We start from the raw sequence: 18,273 nt of genomic DNA, 5'->3' as shown, positions 1-18,273 counted from the left end.
TTTGATACTGAACCAACATCCTTTGATAGCCATAATTGCAAACCGTCTTCGACTCAGTAATATGAACCTGAATGATTACCTTTCCTCCAACGGGAGTAAAAAATGAAAGCACCTTGGATACCTGTCGCCCTTTCTGGGCTTGCCTTAACGGGCTGTTTTTCTGATAAAGATGACACAACCTTAGCCAGCGCTCAGCCACTAAAAGTAACTGCGGCGGATGCCATCTACTATGGTGGAGAGATCCTAACGATGGCGGGTGATGGTCCGGAATACGTTGAAGCCGTCGCCACGTTGGATGAAAAAATCATTTACGTCGGAACAAAAGAAGGCGCTATGGAACATAAGTTTGGACAAACCCAACTTATCGACCTCAAAGGCAAAACCATGTTGCCAGGTTTTGTTGACCCACACAGCCACGTTTATGGTGTTGGCTTACAAGCCATGGTTGCTAATGTCCTTCCGCCACCCGATGGTGGTGCAAACACGGTCGCCAAGATTATTGAGATCCTAAAGGCCTCTGAGCAAGATGAAACCAAGAAGCTTTTCATCGAGAAAACCGGATGGATTCTTGGCTTTGGTTATGATGATTCACTGCTCGATTACTATCCAACCAAAGCCGATTTGGACAAGGTAAGTACTGATAAACCCGTTTTGATCATTCACACCTCCGGACACCTTAGCGTCGCCAACAGTAAAGCGCTTGAGATGGTTGGCATCACCGCCAAAAGTAAAAATCCCGAAGGTGGGGTAATCCGTCGCATGCCCGATAGCCAAGAACCTAATGGCGTACTGGAAGAAAATGCACACTTTGCCACGCTCTTCCGCTTAACCATGCTCATCGACCAAGAGCTGCAAGATATGATGCTGGCCGCATCACAGAAAATGTACGCACAATATGGCTACACCACCGCACAAGAGGGACGAGCAACAAAAGAAGGCTATGAAGCACTGAAACGCGCTGCGAAACAAGGAGATTTGTTGATTGATGTGGTGGCGTATGCCGATATGGCCACCAGCAGTGATTTCATGACGTCAGAATACCACTCACCTCAATACACCAGTCACTTCCGAATTGGAGGTGTAAAACTGAACTTCGATGGCTCACCTCAAGGGAAAACGGCTTGGTTAACCCAACCGTACTTTCATCCGCCTCATGGACAAAAGAAAGATTACGCAGGCTACCCAACCTTTACTGACGCACAAGCATTTGAGTACGTTGAAACCGCGTTCAAAAATGGTTGGCAAGTACTAACCCACAGCAATGGTGACGCTGCGATTGAACAATTTATCGACGCGGTGACCGCGGCCAATAATAAACTCGGAAAACAAGACCGACGCCCTGTCTTGATTCACGGCCAAACCATCCGCGAAGACCAAATCCAGCGCCTCGCAGAGCAAGGCATTTTCCCTTCCCTCTTCCCAATGCATACGTTTTATTGGGGAGATTGGCATCGTGACTCAGTGCTTGGCCATCCTCGAGCCGATTTTATTTCACCGACCAAAGCCGTACGTGATGCTGGATTGATGTTTAGTACGCATCATGACGCTCCGGTTGCCCTGCCCGATGCGTTTCGGGTGCTTGATGCAACGGTCAACCGCACCACCCGTACAAACAAAGTGCTCGGTCCCGATCAGCGCGTTGATGCCTACACCGCATTGAGAGCGATGACCATTTGGCCCGCTTACCAACATTTTGAAGAAGCAATGAAAGGCAGTATCGAAGTGGGGAAAAACGCCGATTTCATTCTGCTAGATAAGAATCCTCTCAAAGTGGAGAGCGCGATGTTAAAAGACTTACAGGTCCAACAAACCATCAGCCGAGGGAAAGTGGTCTTTACCAATACGACCCGCTAAGGCAATTTCGCCCTCTAATTTCTCTTTTGCGGGAAGTTAGGGGGCTGAGAGTAAAAGCGAGGGACTAGGGACTAGGGACTAGCAAGCCAGGAACCTAGAAAACTAGAAAACTAGAAAACTAGAAAACTAGAAAACTAGAAAACTAGAAAACTAGAAAACTAGAAAACTAGAAAACTAGAAAACTAGCCAAAGCTTTCCAGAAATAGAATGAGACTAAAAAGCAAAAAGCCGCCCAAAAGGCGGCTTTTTTAATGGGTGGGACCCCAGCCACATCCCGGCACACAAGTCATTCGCTGCGGCTGCTTCCTTCCGGACCTGACCGAGTTCACGAACTATTGTTGCGAGAGGACCAGAGCCCCATAGATTCGTTTATCAAGCATTTCGCTCAATGTGGGCACGATTATTAAGCATCCCCCCCAAGATTGCAACCCCAATTCGGCAATAATCCATGATGAGGTGAGCGACTGCTTAACTCTTGTGCAAAACACCACTTTTCAAATGGGAGAGGTTAAGAATAACCCATCTCACGTTGTTCATTCTTGCTCTGGTACATGTCGACATCAGCCAGATGCAGCGCTTTTTGCAAGCTCATGGCCCGCTCCCGTCTCGCGGACAAGCCAATCGAAGAGCTGATGATCAATGGTTTTCCGGCAATATGCTGCTCAAGTCGAATTCGGCTAAAGCGTTCAAACGCTTCTTCAACCTCTTGCTGAGACGCTTTGCCAATTAAAATAAACTCATCGCCACCCACGCGGAAACCTTTACCACGCCAATGGCTTTTGATTTCTTGGGCGATGGCCTTGAGCACCATGTCGCCACAGTGATGACCATATGTGTCGTTAATCGGCTTAAAATTGTTAACGTCGATGTACAAAATCGCAAGATCACCCGCGATGCCATTACCATATTTTCTCTGTAGTTGGCGTCGATTGCCTAACCCAGTTAAATTATCTGTATTCGATAAACGATGCAGATAATATGAGAGTGCAAACGCGAGCAATAACATCGCCGCAAATAGCGTTTGTGTTTTTGCAGCAAACTTTTGCTCCATGTCTAATGAGCTTCGCCAGTCAGGACGAACATCGTAACGTTCGATAATGCTATTGAGATCGAGCATTTCTATCGCCCGACTAAAATACGGAGCCAGCACTCTGCCTTTTTCCGTGTTAGCCAAACCGATAGAAATTTTCGACGCATCAAATACGCCAATCGCGTCATCTTGCTCAATAGCCAGCTTCAACTCATTTCGTAGTAAATAGTTGAGTGTTGCCGTGTCCATCGTGATGTAATCCACTCGGTTGGCGAGTAAAGCACTGACCATCGCATCGTGATCGGAAAAACGGCTCAGCTCTTTCAATGGCAACATTTGCGTCAACAACGCATCAAAGTAGTCATCCTCAACCACTCCTACTCTCTCTGCAATTAACTGGGAGACATGAGAATAGACATTGGGCTTATACCCCAAACGTTTTACGATAACCGACTGAGGCGCATAGTGTGGGCTTGTGTAATAAGTAAACTGCTCTCTCGCTTTGGTCATAGCCAACGGAGCCAGTAGATCAAACTCTTGCTGAATGAAGCCTTGTAACATTTCTCCCCAACGTTCATCTGAACGGCTCACCAGTTGACAGTTAAGGGTGAGAATATCGCAACTTTGCTGCAGAACTTCGGCAGTAATACCACTCACGTGGCCATCAGGATGGTAAATCACATAAGGGTAAATCGGCTCAAGTTTGATGGTTAATGGTTCATCTAGATCGAGGGGAGCCTGAGCAATAGCCTGCTGTAGCGCCTGTTTTCGAATGGCAAATTGGTATTGCGTAATTTCTTCACGAAGCCTTTTTTGCATCTGCTCGCTGTGAATGAACTGAGCAAATTGAGTCAACTCTTCTAAGTGTTGCCCTTTTTGACTGACGATAGAGACGGGTTTTATCGAAATTTCATCGTTGAGAAGATGGGCATTGGTCCCTTTAAGCAACATAGGCTTAAGTTGATTGATAGCATCCACAATGCCATCCACTCGACCGTGACTGATCAACGCATATGCTTCTTCGTGGCCTTGGTACGAAACAAGCTGAATGTCTGGATGATTTACCGCAATCAGCTCCCCATAAATGGTGTCTTGAGGCACACCAATACGTGTCGCATCGCGCAACGAATTGGTCGTATTAGAATAGAGATAGGTATATTCAATATTGGTTGGGTGTGAATAACTGAATCTTTTTTCACGTTCATGCGTAAACGTAATGTTCGCTGCGAAATCTGTTTCACCACGCGCAACTGACTCGAGAATAGCATCAAAACTCGGCATATTCACATAGGTGACATCCAGCGCAAACTGCTCGGCAATGGCATCAAACAGAACCCGCGTCACCACATCATCCGCTTCCGTTGCTACTGTGATCTCTTTACTCTTTGCCCAACAGTTGAACGATACCCAAACGAATACGCAGGAAAGCAGCCAACCAAATTTTTTTATCATGTCACTGACTTAATCTAGGTTTCACACAAGCGTCAAAATATGAAGCAGAAACCTTATATCAACTCATTGTCACGTGCATAAATATTTTTATTGATATGCAATACCGGTCACTGTTCTAGGCAACTCAATCCTGCTCTTTCATCTCTTCTTCCGCATTTAAGATGTAGTCTGTCATCCAAGCGGTACCCAACAAGCAGATCCACACCACAAACACAGAATTGGGCACATCGACATTCGGCGTCACCACTAATGCGGCGAACCCTACGGTCGGTAATGTCCAACACAGCAGTTTGTTCCATGAAAAAGTTTTAAGTGAGTTAAGACTTTCCATACACGCCATAATGCCAGTAATTGAGAGCGCCACTAATACCGCGTAAGGCAAACCTGCCATCCATAGTGGGATCAATAGTAGCAATGGCCACCAGCTATGTTTGCTCGAAGGTCGCCAGTGATTTGCCGCCCACCAAATGACCGTTACCGATAGCACTTGTACCACGGTTACCCATGGCGAACCGGTCAACTTACCGGCCATTTGCGTCACCATAATGCCGACCATCAGAGCCAAGACGATCATCCCTGCCGTGAGCAATACGCCCAGGCTGCTTTTCTTGGAAAACACCACCATAAGGAGTGGAAACAAAATCCACACGCACACAGAGAGAGCTATCGGCTGCATGGGTAACGTGAGGCCATACACCGTCATCGCAGCGAGCAAGACGAGACCAGCAATACCACCTTGAGGTAGAATCCACAAAGCAGGAATCACTAAGGCAAGGACGGGGATATCACCAGCGCTCATGCTGATTGCTTTGGCACAGACCACCGCTAAAAGGCTTGTGATTGTGAATTGAAGAATTGAAAATATCATAGCGCCTCCTTTAAGACCCGATTCTGTTTTTAATCAGACTCAGCGCAACGCAGAAACTTAAAACACAAAAGGTTGTACGCTAAGTGGGTTCATTTCCAGCACACCTGGCTTACCAATCCTTGGTAAACGACGAACTAGGACAATTTGAGTATGGACCATTTTTTGCCCCAAATCTTTGCTGTAATTCAACAAATTCCCTTTGGTAAAGTGACCACGTACGGAGAAATCGCACGTATGGCTGGATTTCCTGGTTATGCAAGGCATGTCGGTAAAGCATTAGGGAACTTGCCAGAAGGCACAAAACTACCTTGGCATCGAGTGATCAACAGCCAAGGCAGAATTTCGTTGCAAGGTTCAGACCTCAATCGTCAACGCCAATTGTTGCAGGCTGAACAGATTGAAGTGAGTGAGATAGGAAAAATAAGTTTAAAAAAATACCGATGGCAACCTTAGTCACCATCGGTATCAACATTAGGGGGGTATCAACAATCAATTGTTGTGGCGTTGAGCACCTTGTCGTGATTAACGAACGCCCACAACCATGATCTCAACATTACGCGTGTTCGCCTCGTCAGTGATGACAGGAACAATGGTGTCACTGATAAAACGTAAGCGGCCATTCACTTCGATACGTGCACGTACGTTGTAACGGTGATTGGCAATGATCTTTTTGCTGTCATAAGCAAGATCGAACGACAGTGGAACTTGCTTACCATTGGTAATAAATTTGTGCTTTGCGATCACTTTGGCAGGCGCATCAGCCAGTGAGACATCTTCCAAAACTAGGGTGACAGCCGCGTCTTCTGGTAAGGCAATACGCTCACGATAAAAAACCGTCCCACTGATGGTTTGGATACCTTGGTCTTTCACTAATGGCTCCGAAGTCTGGCAACCCGCTAACAAAGCACCAAAGAACACTGACATCATCACTAAGATTATTTTTTTCATAGAGCCTCACTCATTAATAAATTCGCGAAGATTATAGTTTGAGCACGTCACTCTGTCTTGTGGATCAAATGTTTATTGACAATAGTTTGACTAAGTTAAAAATATTCACCGTTGTTAATTGCGTTATACTCAACGCAGTTGCTTGAATCAAAGTGACAAACCCATGTGTTAAAGAGAGGAATCAACCAACATGAGTAAACCCTTAAACGAGTTACTAAGTTTACTGCAACTTGAAAAGCTGGAAGAAGGACTGTTCAGGGGTCAAAGTGAGAATCTTGGTTTACCACAAGTGTATGGAGGCCAAGTGTTGGGGCAGGCCTTATCGGCAGCTCGCTATACGGTGTCTGACGACCGCACAGTGCATTCGTTTCACAGCTATTTTCTCTATCCTGGCGATCCAGAAAAAGCCATCATCTACGATGTCGAGAATTTAAGAGACGGTAAAAGTTTCAGCACTCGCCGTGTTAAAGCAATCCAAAATGGACGCCCAATATTCTATCTCACCGCTTCCTACCATGGTGAAGCACCGGGGTTTGAACACCAAAATACCATGCCCGATATTCCAGGGCCGGAAAATTTCATGTCTGAATCGGAGCTCGCCAGTCATATTGCTGAGTTTCTTCCCGCTAAGCTGAGACAAACCTTTTGTGGAGAGAAACCGATCGAGACCAGACCTGTCACCGTCATCAACCCGCTTAATCCTAAAAAGGCCGAGCCAAAACAGTATCTCTGGATACGTGCCAACGGTGAGATGCCCGACAGTCAATTGATCCACCAATATCTGTTAGCCTACGCCTCTGATTGGGGATTTTTAGTCACGGCATTACATCCACACGAAGTTTCGCTCATGACGCCGAAATTCCAAGTAGCGACCATCGATCACTCCATCTGGTTCCACCGCCCATTTAAGATGGATGAATGGCTGCTCTATGTCATCGAAAGCCCAACAGCCTCTAATACCCGAGGACTGGTTCGTGGCGAGATCTACAATCAGCAAGGCCACTTAGTGGCTACAGCGGTGCAAGAAGGGGTGATGCGCTTTATTGATAAAAAGTAACAGCGCAGGTTATTTTCCCCTTGAACAAAGAAGGAGCGCATCGGCGCTCCTTCTAATTATTGTCGTTGGTAGTTTAACTGCAATATTCCCCACTCATACAAGGTTCTTGGGTCACCATAGGTGAGGCTAGATACCACCTCTCCCTCTCTTGGGTAACGGCCACCATCGCGCTCTGGTAAAAATCGGCGCTCGCCTTTACGGTAATAGATCATTGGACGGACAAACTCATACGGGCCTTCCAGCAGCGGGGAATCATCCACCACCGTAACTCGCGTCATCCGCAACGTACGAGACCCATCTTCGCAGTATCCTGGTGTATCAAATGCAACCGCTTGGAAGGGTTCAATATTGTCGGGGTCTAACTTGGTGGCGCAATCATCAAAACGGGCAATATGCAGCATCAATTGACGTCGTTCAGTGAGCACATCGGAGCCAATAGGTTTCACTCTCACGATGGCAATCATACCTTCACCGTACTCTTTGAACTGTTCATCGGTTGGTCGCAACACACGATCAACACCCATCAGCCCAAATTGAGACTCTTGTAGCCTAGCAAATTCAGAACCACTCAGTTTGCTGATAATGACCGTCTGCTTCTCTGTCAGGGTGTGATTTGCATCCGCTTGTTCCGCTTTCGGTGCGTTCAACGTAAAGTTCAGAGACGCTTGGCTCAGCGCAAGGTAGTCTCTTATCTCATCTTCACTCACGACGATGGAGGCCGCTTGATCTTGGTTATCACCTCGATAGTCCTTGAGCGTTATCACGCCGCTGATAGGATCAACGGAGATGGTGCTATCAGACAGAATCGTTTTGTAGCTGCGCGTACCAATCGGTGAACGCATCGCCAAACTAACCTGCTTGAAGGGCACAAAATCAACGCTCTGCGGCTTGTAATCAAGCGCTTTGGCCGTGGCCTTGCTAATCGTCCCCGTTACTCGCTTGGTCGCTGTTTGATAGTTGCGAGCTGAAACCGTGACTTCAATCTCAAAGCTCCCAGCGTGAAGCATACTTAACGCCCCCTCGGTACCAGAAGTGAGCTTTACTGTTGGATCAGCTTGATTGATCAAGCGATAACTGTGCTTATCCATTGCGATCGAAAGAGACGGCATAATCGTTTGGTTCTCTTCAAAGATCGTATTTGGATAACGAATCTCAACCGGGTTATCGGCGGGTAAGACGCGAGCGGTAAAACTGGTTTCACCTGCATTCACACCACTACTGCCCGTGTCTTTAACGATGACTCGAACAGAACCCGCATTGAGTATCTTCATAAAACCAGAGTCTTTATCCAATTCGATAACGTCGGTTGGTTCCCCTTCGGCGAGATAGTAGTTCAGTTTACCCTCAGCACCAGAGATTGCCGGTGCTGCAATCGAGCCGAATACAGAAGTCCAAGTGCCCTCAACAAGCGATTGATCCACTCTTAACTGACTATCAGCGCTATTGATACGAACATTGACGTACTGTACTGGACCTGCCAAATAGTTGTTTGTTTCTGCTCTTTGAATCGTCAAACGAGTTTCACCCGCTTTCAAGACGTGCAAAATACCGCCTTCAAGCACTTTGACAACACTAGGATCACTGTTATCGAGAACCAGCAAGTCATTGGTGCGAGGGTTTAAGTCTCGCTGAAGATTGATCTGAAGATCTTTGTAATAGGTTTCTTGATAATCTTGCGTTTGATAGGGTTCAGCCGTCGCCTTGGCCACATCAATAGAAAGAGTAAACTGCGTTGATTGATACAACTCACCGCCATCATCCTCAATTTGCAGCGAGTATTGCCCTGCTTGCTTAATGAATAATGTTTTATCCACAAGGGCCAGTTGAGGAGATGAACCACTCACTAATGTTAAACGACCTTTTTGGCCCGAGAATTCAAACGGAATACGCAGATCTTCTTGATAGGTTAAAGAGATAGGATCTTGCTTGATGCCTTGGTGTGATGCTTTATCAATTTGGATGGTAAAACGCGCACTGGAGACTTGATAGTTACGCAGATTTTGCTCTGTCACTTCCACTTCCGCCAGCCCTACACCATCAATAACGGGCAAGTTAGCAAGGGGATCAATGTGGAGCACATCCGCACCACTCAATAATCGATACTGAAGCTCGCCTTTAGCATTGCTCACAATAGGTTGCAGACGAGCATTAGCTTGATATTCCGTCACCATATTGGCGACCGACAGCGGCTGGCGCGCAGCCTTATCAATCGTCACGTCGTATTCGCTGGTTTGCTGAGCCGTTTTGTAAGTCTCTGGATAATATGCCGTAGCTCGCACCGTTACTTTACCGCTGTTTTTGATCGCCAGCATGCCTTGGCTTTGCTGTGAAAACTCCGCGACTTCCCAATCCGGTTCACTTTTAACGATCTGATATACGATGCGTTCTGTTGGCGTCGTATCTAAGCGTTTTGGCGCTAACACTAACCCTGGCTGATATGATCGCGAAAGTGCGGCAAAGCTAAGAGATTCCGCGTCGACCGCTCTGACAATGACGTCGGCTTCCATACTTCGTTCAGAATAGAACTCATCACCCAAATCGCTCACTTGGATACGCGCAATACCAGGGCGACCTCGACTTTGCACCTCTCCTTGTGCAGAGAGATCAATAATAGCGTCAGGATCGGAGAGAACACGATAACGCAACTCACCTTTTGCGCCACGGACAGTAAGCGAACTTGGCGTTGTTTGCGTGGTGGTTAAATAAAGCGGACTGATGGAGAGCGCATCATTCCAACCCTTTTGAATGGTAATCGTAAAATTCGACTCCGAGGTTTGAAAGGTATCGCTGGTGTCAATCGCCTTCACATGGGCAACACCTGGCTTTAATACTTTGATGCGGCCTTGGCTATCGAGCAACACCACTTGTGCACTTTCGTCATCAATGAGCTCAAACGCGACGTCACCTTTCACTTGGAAAAGTTGCGGTTGAACAATCTCGCCTATTTGTACATAGGTGGTGGTCAGGTCCAAAGACTCAAGAGGCGCACGATATTGCTTGCTTGGTTTCACAACCGCAGGGGCCGAACTGCCGCCACCTCCACCGCCACACCCCACCAACACATTGGCAGTCAGCAATAAAATTAACCCATATTCTATTCGCATTATTACGCCTCAACTGAATATTTACTCAACAGGCGCGGACCTTATCACAAGGCAGAAAATTAAATCAGGCAAAGAAATCGGCAGATTTTGCGCGATTTATTACATGCAAATAGGAATGAATCACATTGCTAAAAAATGTGTTACTAAACTCAAAAATAAACAATAAAAAACATATAGTTATACCAATTCAGCTTTAGCTTACACTGTTATGAAAAATTAGAGAAAGCTGATATTGTGAACATTGTTCATTTAAGATTCTTATCTTTGATACAGATAGATTCAATTGGTAACACCCATTTGTGTACCAAATAATCTTATGCATCTATTCCATCACTGACCAAGCGGTAGCGCGGTGGTGTATTTGAGAGGCTCCATCGCAAACGTTGAGGTGACGTTGGATATCCCTTCAACACTATTGACCAACTTCTTATAAAAAGTATCGAAGTTTTTCATATCTTTAACCAACACTTTCATCATGTAGTCGTACTCACCCGCCATGCGATAGAACTCCATCACTTCAGGAAAATCGTTCACTGTTGCAACGAAACGGTCATACCACGCATAAGAGTGATCACAGGTTTTAATTTGCACAAAGGCAATAAATGAGAGATCCAATTTCTCTGCATTCAGCAACGCCACTTTCTTTTCAATAAAGCCTTCATCTTCTAAACGCTTTAGGCGCTTCCAGCACGGTGTCGTGGTGAGATTCACTTGCTCAGCCAAATCGCTCAGGGACAAGGTGCCATCCTGCTGCAGCAGTGAAAGTAGCTTCAGATCAACTTTATCCAGCATACAATTATCAATCCGCTCAATTAGAGAAAATTTTTCTACAATATAGAGACATCACCACATAAAAAGCAAAGCTTTTCTCTACAAAGGTAGGTACTTTGTTACTGTAAATAAGAATTAAGAGAGGCCCCCATGTGTACGGACCACAACTGGATTAATAACGCGATTCGCAAGATTGAAGCTGACTTCCAACGCTCTGCTGATACCCATTTATTTAAGCTCGATCTTCCGTCTCTCGATGGCATTGATATTTATCTCAAAGACGAAAGCACCCATCCAACCGGTTCGCTAAAGCATCGCTTAGCGCGTTCGTTGTTTCTCTACGCGATTTGTAATGGCTGGATTGGCCCAGAAACCACCGTCATTGAGTCATCTTCAGGCAGTACTGCCGTGTCAGAGGCGTACTTCGCACGCTTGCTAGGCTTACCTTTTATCGCAGTGATGCCGAAATGCACCGCTAGAAAGAAAATCGAGCAAATTGAGTTTTATGGCGGTAAAGCTCATTTGGTGGATCGCTCCGATCAAATTTACGCAGAATCTCACCGCTTAGCCAAAGAGTTGAATGGTCACTATATGGATCAGTTCACGTACGCGGAGCGCGCAACGGACTGGCGTGGCAACAACAACATCGCGAACTCTATCTTCAGCCAAATGAAACTCGAAGAGCACCCAGAACCAAGCTGGATCGTGATGAGCCCAGGAACAGGCGGCACGTCGGCCACCATCGGTCGCTTTATCCGTTACCAAAAGCTGGACACCAAGTTGTGCGTGGTTGACCCAGAAAACTCGGTGTTCTTTGACTACTTCCAAAGCGGTGACAACACCATAACGGGCAATACGGGCAGTAAGATCGAGGGCATCGGTCGTCCACGTGTTGAACCAAGCTTTATTGCTGGCGTTGTGGATGAAATGCGAAAAATCCCTGATGCCGCTTCTGTTGCGTGTACCCACTGGGTATCTAAGCTGATTGGCCGTAAAGTTGGCGCCTCAACGGGCACAAACCTGTATGGTGTATTGCAATTGGCATGCGAAATGAAACAGCGTGGCGAGCGTGGCTCTATCGTGACCCTACTGTGTGACAGCGGAGATCGCTACTTAGACACCTACTTTAATGAAGAGTGGGTTAAAACCAACATTGGTGACATTCAACCCTACTTAGAGCAGCTTGAAATCATTGAGCGCGATGGCTGCGTGGCGCCCATCTGCTGCCCTGCGTAATGCAGAAAATAAAACCACTCGCGATAAAAAATGCCCACGTGATTCAGTGGGCATTTTGTTTTAAACAGTGCTGCGAGTTGAGCTTAGTGAGGCGCTGCGCGCGTTATTTCTTCTGTTTTGCCTCAAAAGCCGCCAATTGCTCTGGCGTGGCTTCAGGTTGATGATTGGTTTTCCACTCTTCATAAGTCATGCCGTAAACACGCTCACGAGCATCATCCAAATCAAGATCTAACCCTAAAACATCCGCTTCGGCTTTGTACCATTTGCTAAAGCAGTTACGACAAAAGCCCGCCAAAATCATCAAATCAATATTTTGCACCTCTTTGTTGGCATCAAGGTGAGCCAGCAGACGGCGAAATGCGGCAGCATCGAGTTTGTCTTGCTGCTCTTGAGTCAACTCTTGGTATTTAAACTGTGTCACTTTACTTTCCTTTCTTCTCATTTTGCCGTCTTAATCACGGGCGGATGACCAGCATAGTACAAAATCCACTAATAAAACCAAGCTCTTCGCCGAGGAATTGTGTACTATCTCAGCCAACACTCTCTTATGCATCTTATTGAATCACTCTTAGGTGGCGAACGATTATGAAAAAAATTATGCTGGCGTGTTCAACATTATTACTTTCCCAGCCGGTTTTCGCGGAGAAAATGGGGGAGTTGCCGAACTACTTTTACCTTGGCGCAGGCACGATCGCTTTTGATGTTTCTGCTTACGGTGACAACAGCGGCAGTGAGCTTTCAACCCCAAACTTTACGATCGGCTTTGGTAAAAACTTCAATGAACATGTTGCTGTCGAAGGTCTGTTTCGCTACACGCAAAATGAAGTCACCAACAGCACGGCAGGAACCAGCCTTAACTTAGACTATTATCAAGCAGGCGTTTCCGCTCTGCTCTCCACAGGCAACTTGGGGGATTCCCCGATTTCACTTTTCGGCCGCTTGTCGGGTTTGATCACCCAAGCAAACATGTATGACGTGACAAACAACGCAGTGAAAATCTCGGAAGAAGCGGGAATGATTTTCAACGTCGGGGGCGGATTAGGCTGGGATATGGGGCAAAATTTCTGGCTGAAAGCCGAATATGTCTATAGCTTTGCTGACGCAGGCTTTGACGATTTCTACGATAAGTATTCTGGTTTCCAACTCTCTATCGGTAAGCAGTTCTAGACAAGCCGAGATAAAAGAGCCGAGGTTTTGTTCCTCGGCTCTTTGGGTTTTAGGATTGGTTTAACCGTGGCTTACTCGGCCTTTCGTATCATGGCTAAGGGCTTGATTTAGTTCCGTTTCTACATGCCCTGGTGCTTCTGTGTATCGAGATATCAAACGATACATCGCAGGGATAACGAACAAGGTGACTAGAGTGGCAAAACCCATACCGAAGAAAATAACGGTCCCAACCGCCACGCGGCTTTCGTAGCCCGCCCCATCCGACAAAATAAGTGGAATCGCGCCCGCTAGAGTCGTGAAGGCGGTCATTAAAATCGGTCGCAACCGTCGTGCCGAGGCATCAATAATCGCTTGTTCAAACTCAAAACCTCGGTCACGCAGTTGGTTAGCAAACTCTACAATCAAGATACCGTTTTTGGTCACCATGCCGATCAGCATGATCATACCAATCTGACTGTAGATGTTCATGCCTTGCTGCATGATGAGCAAACCTAAGAAACCACCAAACACCCCCATAGGCACGGTAAACATCACCACCAGAGGGTTGATGAAGCTTTCAAATTGCGCAGCAAGAACGAGGTAGGCCACCAGCAAAGCCAAGGCAAACACAATGGCAACGCTAGACTGGTTTTCTTTGAAGTCCTTCGATTCACCGGAATAGCTGATGGTAATATCGCCCGGCAAGGTCTCGATCGCTTGCTGATCAAGAAAATCCAAAGCATCACCCAGCGTGTAACCATCCGACAAGTTGGCGGTAATCGTGATCGCTTTCTGCTTGTTGTAGTGCGATAAGCGAATCGACGACGCAATTTCCTCAACGTTGGTCACGGTATCTAAGGTAACCAGATCGCCACTTTGCGTGCGCAGATAAATTTGGCTCAAATCCGCTGCGTTATTAAAGCGATTTTCATCACCACGAAGATAAACATCGTACTCTTCACCACGTTCTACAAAGGTGGTTTCTTTACGCCCACCCAACATGATTTCTAAGGTATCGGAAATCTCTTTGATGCTGATGCCCAGTTCTGCGGCACGGCGTTTATCCACCGACACCACCAATTCTGGCGTTTTCTCAGAATAGTTGATCTCCGCCCCTTCCATAATTGGGGATTCTTCTGCTTTGTTCTTCAGCACCTCGGCCCAATCGCGCAGTTCGTTGTAATCCGAGCCGCCAAGCACAAACTGCACAGGCTCACTCGAACCGCCACGGAATCCGGGCATAAACGGGAAAACACGAACATCTGGAATGCCCGCCAGCGCTTTACGCACTTCACCTAACGCTTGCTGCGCTGTCACCGAACGTTCATTCCAATCATCCAAGATCATAATAACGAATCCGGTTTGGTCACCCGCTTGGCCGCCAAACGCCGGTGACTGGATGCTGAATGACTTAAGGAACCCTTGCCCTAACAACGGCATTAAACGCGCTTCCACTAAGTCCATATTGGCAGACATGCGGTTATAACTGGTGGCATCGGCACCACGGACGAAGGCAAAAATCACCCCTCGATCTTCTTGTGGTGTTAATTGTGCTGGCACTTGATTCATTAGCGCGTAGCTGCCACCCATACAAGCAAGGATGATCAGGGGCGCAAGCCATCGCCACGCGAGTGCTCGCTTTAGCACCGCGCGATAACCGGACTCTAACTTGCCAAACAACAGGTCCACTACGTCATTGAAACGGTTTTTCTTAACATTGGCTTTAAGAATTTTGCTGCCCAGAACTGGTGTGAGCGTGAGCGCAATCAATGATGAAAAAATCACGGACATTGCCAACAACACCGAGAACTCGGTAAAGAGTAGGCCCACCATGCCGTCCATGAAGGAGATCGGTAAAAACACCATCACCAATACTAACGTGGTGGCAATGACCGCAAAACCCACCTCTCGCGTGCCTTTATAGGCTGCAAGCAACGGCGATTCGCCTTTCTCGATATGATGGAAAATGTTCTCAACGACCACAATCGCATCGTCGACCACCAAGCCGATAGAGAGAATCAAGGCCATTAAGGTGATGAGGTTAATCGAGAAACCAAAGTAGTACGCGGCAATAAAAGAGGAAATCAGCGATACAGGCACGGTCACCGCGGGAATCAAGGTGGCGCGAGCTTGACCGATGAAGATATACAGCACGAGAATCACCAGCCCGCCAGTGATAAACAAGGTGCTGTACACCTCCGAAATAGAGCGGTCAATAAACACGGTTGAATCGTAGTCGATAGCGAGACGCGTCCCTTCCGGCAAAAACTTCTGCACTTTATCGACTTCTTCATGCACTCTTTTTGCCACCTCAAGCGGGTTAGCGTCCGACTGAGGGACAATCCCCATGCTGACGTTGACTACCCCGTCACTTTTAAACGTCGAGTTCTCATTCTCAGCACCGATAAAGACATCCGCCACGTCTTTGAGATAAATCGGCGTGTTGTCACTGGCACGCTTGACCACCAGATACTGGAAGTCTTCTACTGAGTTATAGCTGCGCGCGGTACGAACAGACATCACCGTTTGATCGTTACGCACTTCACCCCCAGGACTTTCAAGGTTCTCACTGCGTAGCGCCGCGGTAATGTCCGTGGCGGTCACGCCTCGCCCAGCCATAAGCTCAGGACTTAGCTTCACGTACATAACTTTGTACAAGCCACCCGAGATATCAACGGAACTCACTCCGGTAATAAGGCTAAAGCGATCCATGAGTACACGCTCGATGTAATCGGTGAGCTGGGTACGATCCATCTCTGAAGAGCTGAGGTTGATGTAAAGGGACGCCTCACCACTACCGTTGTTTTTGAACACGATTGGATCGTCGGCTTCCTCGGGTAGCGAACGCTGTGCGCGCGCCACGGCATCACGAACATCACTCACCCCAGTATTGAGGTCATAACCCAGTTCAAAGGTTATGGTGATACGAGACATGCTGTTACGCGTGGTCGACGAAATCTCATCAATACCACTGATGCCTGAGAGTTGATCTTCAAGCACTGACGTGATCTGGCTTTCGATGATCGTCGCCGATGCTCCGTCGTAACGTGTGCTAATGGAGACAACCGGGCTTTCTATATCCGGCATCTCACGTACCGCCAATTTGCTGAACGAGACAAAACCAAACACACACAACAACAAACTCAATACCAGCGCAGCAACTGGTCTTTTTACTGACACATCAGAGAGTAACATTATTGCGCATCCTTCTTCGCTACGGTCTCTTGCCCTGCTGCTGCGCCGCCAATTTCTTTGACTAACACACCGTCACGCATGTTCACGATACCTTGCACGACGATTTTATCGCCGATGCTGACACCCGACTCGATCACCACTTGGTTCTCGACTCGCGCACCAAGCAGAACTTCTGTGCGTTTCGCTTTATTGTCGCTACCGATGACATAGACGTAACGTTTGGTCCCAGAATACTCTAATGCCTGCACCGGAATGATCGGCGCTTCAATCGCTGGGAACGCTAAGGCGGTATTGAGCAACATCCCTGGTTTCAACTGATTTTCCGGATTTTCAAATTGAATGCGCACTCGTAGGTTCAACGTTTCGGCGTTAATCCGTGAGTCAATGCCCACCACCTTGCCAGTGAACACTTGTTTACCCCAAGCGCTGGAAGTTGCTGTCACAGGCATACCTATCGACAACATAGACAGATAACGCTCCGGAATTCTAAGATCCAGTTGCATTAATGACAGATCGTCGAGAGTCAGTAACTCAGTGCCTGAGTTCACCAACTTGCCGCGACTAAAATCGACGAAACCCACCGTTCCGGCGAAGGGTGCAGTGACATGAAGATCATTCAAGTTGGCATTGGCCGCTGTCAAACGCGCTTGTGCAATCTCGACACTCGCTTTTTGCGCGTCAATTTCTGTTTGCGTAATCGCATTGCGGCTGACCAGTCGCTCAAATTCTTTAAGTTTTCTCTGCTCATCTTTCAAATAAGCTTTTGCTTCAGAAACAGCCGCTAAGGCTTTATCGTCCTCAAGCTTGACCAGCAATTGCCCTTTAGTGACATTCTGGTTCGCTTTCACTTGAATGCTTTCGACTTTGCCGGACACTTCGGACGCAATCACCACTGACTGCACCGCTTCCAATTTGCCGACCAGCGCTAAAGATTGGCTAATTTGGTGTGTTTGCACTTCTTCTGCAACCACAGTAACAGCAGATGGCCCTCTTAGAGCAGCATGGGATAGAGAGGAAGTCCCCATAAGAGCCAGAGTAATAAATGAGATAAGAATGCGTTTTTTCATGTTCCGTCAATCAATAAAGCCATAGTTGAGATTATGAGTGTATCAGCTCTAGCGTACTGTAACGTCAAGTTGTGTAAATTATGGTGAGAAGTGAAGGATTTAGCGGCCTAAGTTGTCACCAAAATGTGTACTTTCTGGCATCTTTGCCCAAAAAGGCAGCATTCAACATGTAAAGCACAGAAAAAGGCTTTACACACTGAACTGGTTTGCTATGATGCGCTCCGCACTTGAGCGATGCGTTGGGAAAACACCGCTTAAGCCTAATCCATAGGAGATTAGGAAAATACCCTGGAGGGGTTCCCGAGTGGCCAAAGGGAGCAGACTGTAAATCTGCCGGCTCCGCCTTCGATGGTTCGAATCCGTCCCCCTCCACCATATTCTTCTTGTGATTATTCTCTGGATTAATTGTGAGAAACACTTGGATAGTGTGTTGGGAAAACACGTTCTAAGTATAAAAACACCCTGGAGGGTTCCCGAGTGGCCAAAGGGAGCAGACTGTAAATCTGCCGGCTCCGCCTTCGATGGTTCGAATCCGTCCCCCTCCA

General features: G+C 47.2%; 13 protein-coding genes, 2 tRNA genes and 1 other RNA gene. 7 read left to right on the top strand and 9 right to left on the bottom strand.

Going from position 1 to position 18,273, the window contains the following annotated elements:
• Positions 1-102: 102 nt before the first annotated feature.
• A complete protein-coding gene (locus tag CIK04_RS19305; RefSeq protein WP_097352845.1) occupies positions 103-1,854 on the top strand; it encodes an amidohydrolase in 1,752 nt (583 codons plus the stop codon).
• Positions 1,855-2,112: 258 nt separating this feature from the next.
• On the opposite strand, the gene ffs is transcribed toward CIK04_RS19305, so the two are convergent.
• The 3 genes from ffs to CIK04_RS19290 form a co-directional block, all read right to left on the bottom strand.
• An RNA gene (ffs, locus tag CIK04_RS19300) (signal recognition particle sRNA small type) lies at positions 2,113-2,209 on the bottom strand.
• Positions 2,210-2,362: 153 nt separating this feature from the next.
• Entirely contained in the window at positions 2,363-4,336 is a 1,974-nt protein-coding gene (locus CIK04_RS19295; protein WP_097352844.1) for a GGDEF domain-containing protein, read from the bottom strand.
• Between the two features lie 124 nt (positions 4,337-4,460).
• Positions 4,461-5,204 (bottom strand): hypothetical protein, encoded by a 744-nt coding sequence (locus CIK04_RS19290; protein ID WP_011080945.1) that lies wholly within the window; start codon positions 5,202-5,204, stop codon positions 4,461-4,463.
• Positions 5,205-5,354: 150 nt separating this feature from the next.
• Between CIK04_RS19290 and CIK04_RS19285 the strand changes: the two genes are divergently transcribed.
• A complete protein-coding gene (locus CIK04_RS19285; protein ID WP_039467594.1) occupies positions 5,355-5,657 on the top strand; it encodes a DNA base-flipping protein in 303 nt (100 codons plus the stop codon).
• A gap of 69 nt (positions 5,658-5,726) precedes the next feature.
• Here CIK04_RS19285 and CIK04_RS19280 read toward each other — a convergent pair whose 3' ends face one another.
• Positions 5,727-6,152, bottom strand: a complete 426-nt coding sequence (locus CIK04_RS19280; protein ID WP_039547594.1) for a YbaY family lipoprotein — start codon at positions 6,150-6,152, stop codon at positions 5,727-5,729.
• Positions 6,153-6,342: 190 nt separating this feature from the next.
• Here CIK04_RS19280 and tesB point away from each other — a divergent pair, with 190 nt between their 5' ends.
• The gene (gene tesB, locus CIK04_RS19275; RefSeq protein WP_017420307.1) at positions 6,343-7,209 is read left to right on the top strand and encodes an acyl-CoA thioesterase II; all 867 of its coding nucleotides are present in this window, start codon (positions 6,343-6,345) and stop codon (positions 7,207-7,209) included.
• A gap of 56 nt (positions 7,210-7,265) precedes the next feature.
• Here tesB and CIK04_RS19270 read toward each other — a convergent pair whose 3' ends face one another.
• Together CIK04_RS19270 and CIK04_RS19265 are read right to left on the bottom strand one after the other, a co-directional pair.
• Complete coding sequence (locus CIK04_RS19270) at positions 7,266-10,313, bottom strand: D-tyrosyl-tRNA(Tyr) deacylase (protein ID WP_097352843.1); 3,048 nt, start codon at positions 10,311-10,313, stop codon at positions 7,266-7,268.
• Positions 10,314-10,643: 330 nt separating this feature from the next.
• Positions 10,644-11,105 carry an Lrp/AsnC family transcriptional regulator gene (locus CIK04_RS19265; RefSeq protein WP_011080950.1) on the bottom strand — a complete coding sequence of 154 codons (462 nt, stop codon included), beginning with the start codon at positions 11,103-11,105 and terminating at the stop codon, positions 10,644-10,646.
• A 129-nt stretch (positions 11,106-11,234) separates the two neighbouring features.
• Between CIK04_RS19265 and CIK04_RS19260 the strand changes: the two genes are divergently transcribed.
• Positions 11,235-12,320, top strand: coding sequence for a PLP-dependent cysteine synthase family protein (locus tag CIK04_RS19260; RefSeq protein WP_017788717.1), 1,086 nt, complete (start codon positions 11,235-11,237; stop codon positions 12,318-12,320).
• Positions 12,321-12,423: 103 nt separating this feature from the next.
• On the opposite strand, the gene CIK04_RS19255 is transcribed toward CIK04_RS19260, so the two are convergent.
• Positions 12,424-12,741: a DUF1244 domain-containing protein gene (locus CIK04_RS19255; protein WP_026050255.1), complete on the bottom strand. Its 318-nt coding sequence runs from the start codon at positions 12,739-12,741 to the stop codon at positions 12,424-12,426.
• A 164-nt stretch (positions 12,742-12,905) separates the two neighbouring features.
• Between CIK04_RS19255 and CIK04_RS19250 the strand changes: the two genes are divergently transcribed.
• Positions 12,906-13,487 carry a porin family protein gene (locus tag CIK04_RS19250; RefSeq protein WP_039450451.1) on the top strand — a complete coding sequence of 194 codons (582 nt, stop codon included), beginning with the start codon at positions 12,906-12,908 and terminating at the stop codon, positions 13,485-13,487.
• A gap of 60 nt (positions 13,488-13,547) precedes the next feature.
• Here CIK04_RS19250 and vexH read toward each other — a convergent pair whose 3' ends face one another.
• A complete protein-coding gene (gene vexH, locus CIK04_RS19245; protein ID WP_017420312.1) occupies positions 13,548-16,661 on the bottom strand; it encodes a vibriobactin export RND transporter permease subunit VexH in 3,114 nt (1,037 codons plus the stop codon).
• On the bottom strand, positions 16,661-17,728 hold the full coding sequence (locus tag CIK04_RS19240; RefSeq protein WP_097352842.1) for an efflux RND transporter periplasmic adaptor subunit: 1,068 nt from the start codon (positions 17,726-17,728) through the stop codon (positions 16,661-16,663). Before CIK04_RS19240 ends, vexH begins: the two co-directional genes overlap by 1 nt.
• A 290-nt stretch (positions 17,729-18,018) precedes the next feature.
• On the opposite strand from CIK04_RS19240, the gene CIK04_RS19235 reads away from it, so the two are divergent.
• Positions 18,019-18,103 (top strand) — tRNA-Tyr (locus tag CIK04_RS19235).
• Between the two features lie 89 nt (positions 18,104-18,192).
• Positions 18,193-18,273: transfer RNA gene (locus CIK04_RS19230), tRNA-Tyr, on the top strand.

This window comes from Vibrio sp. 03_296, assembly GCF_002265885.1.
Note: the sequence above shows the minus strand (reverse complement) of the source record. Positions and strands in the feature narration are given on the sequence as shown.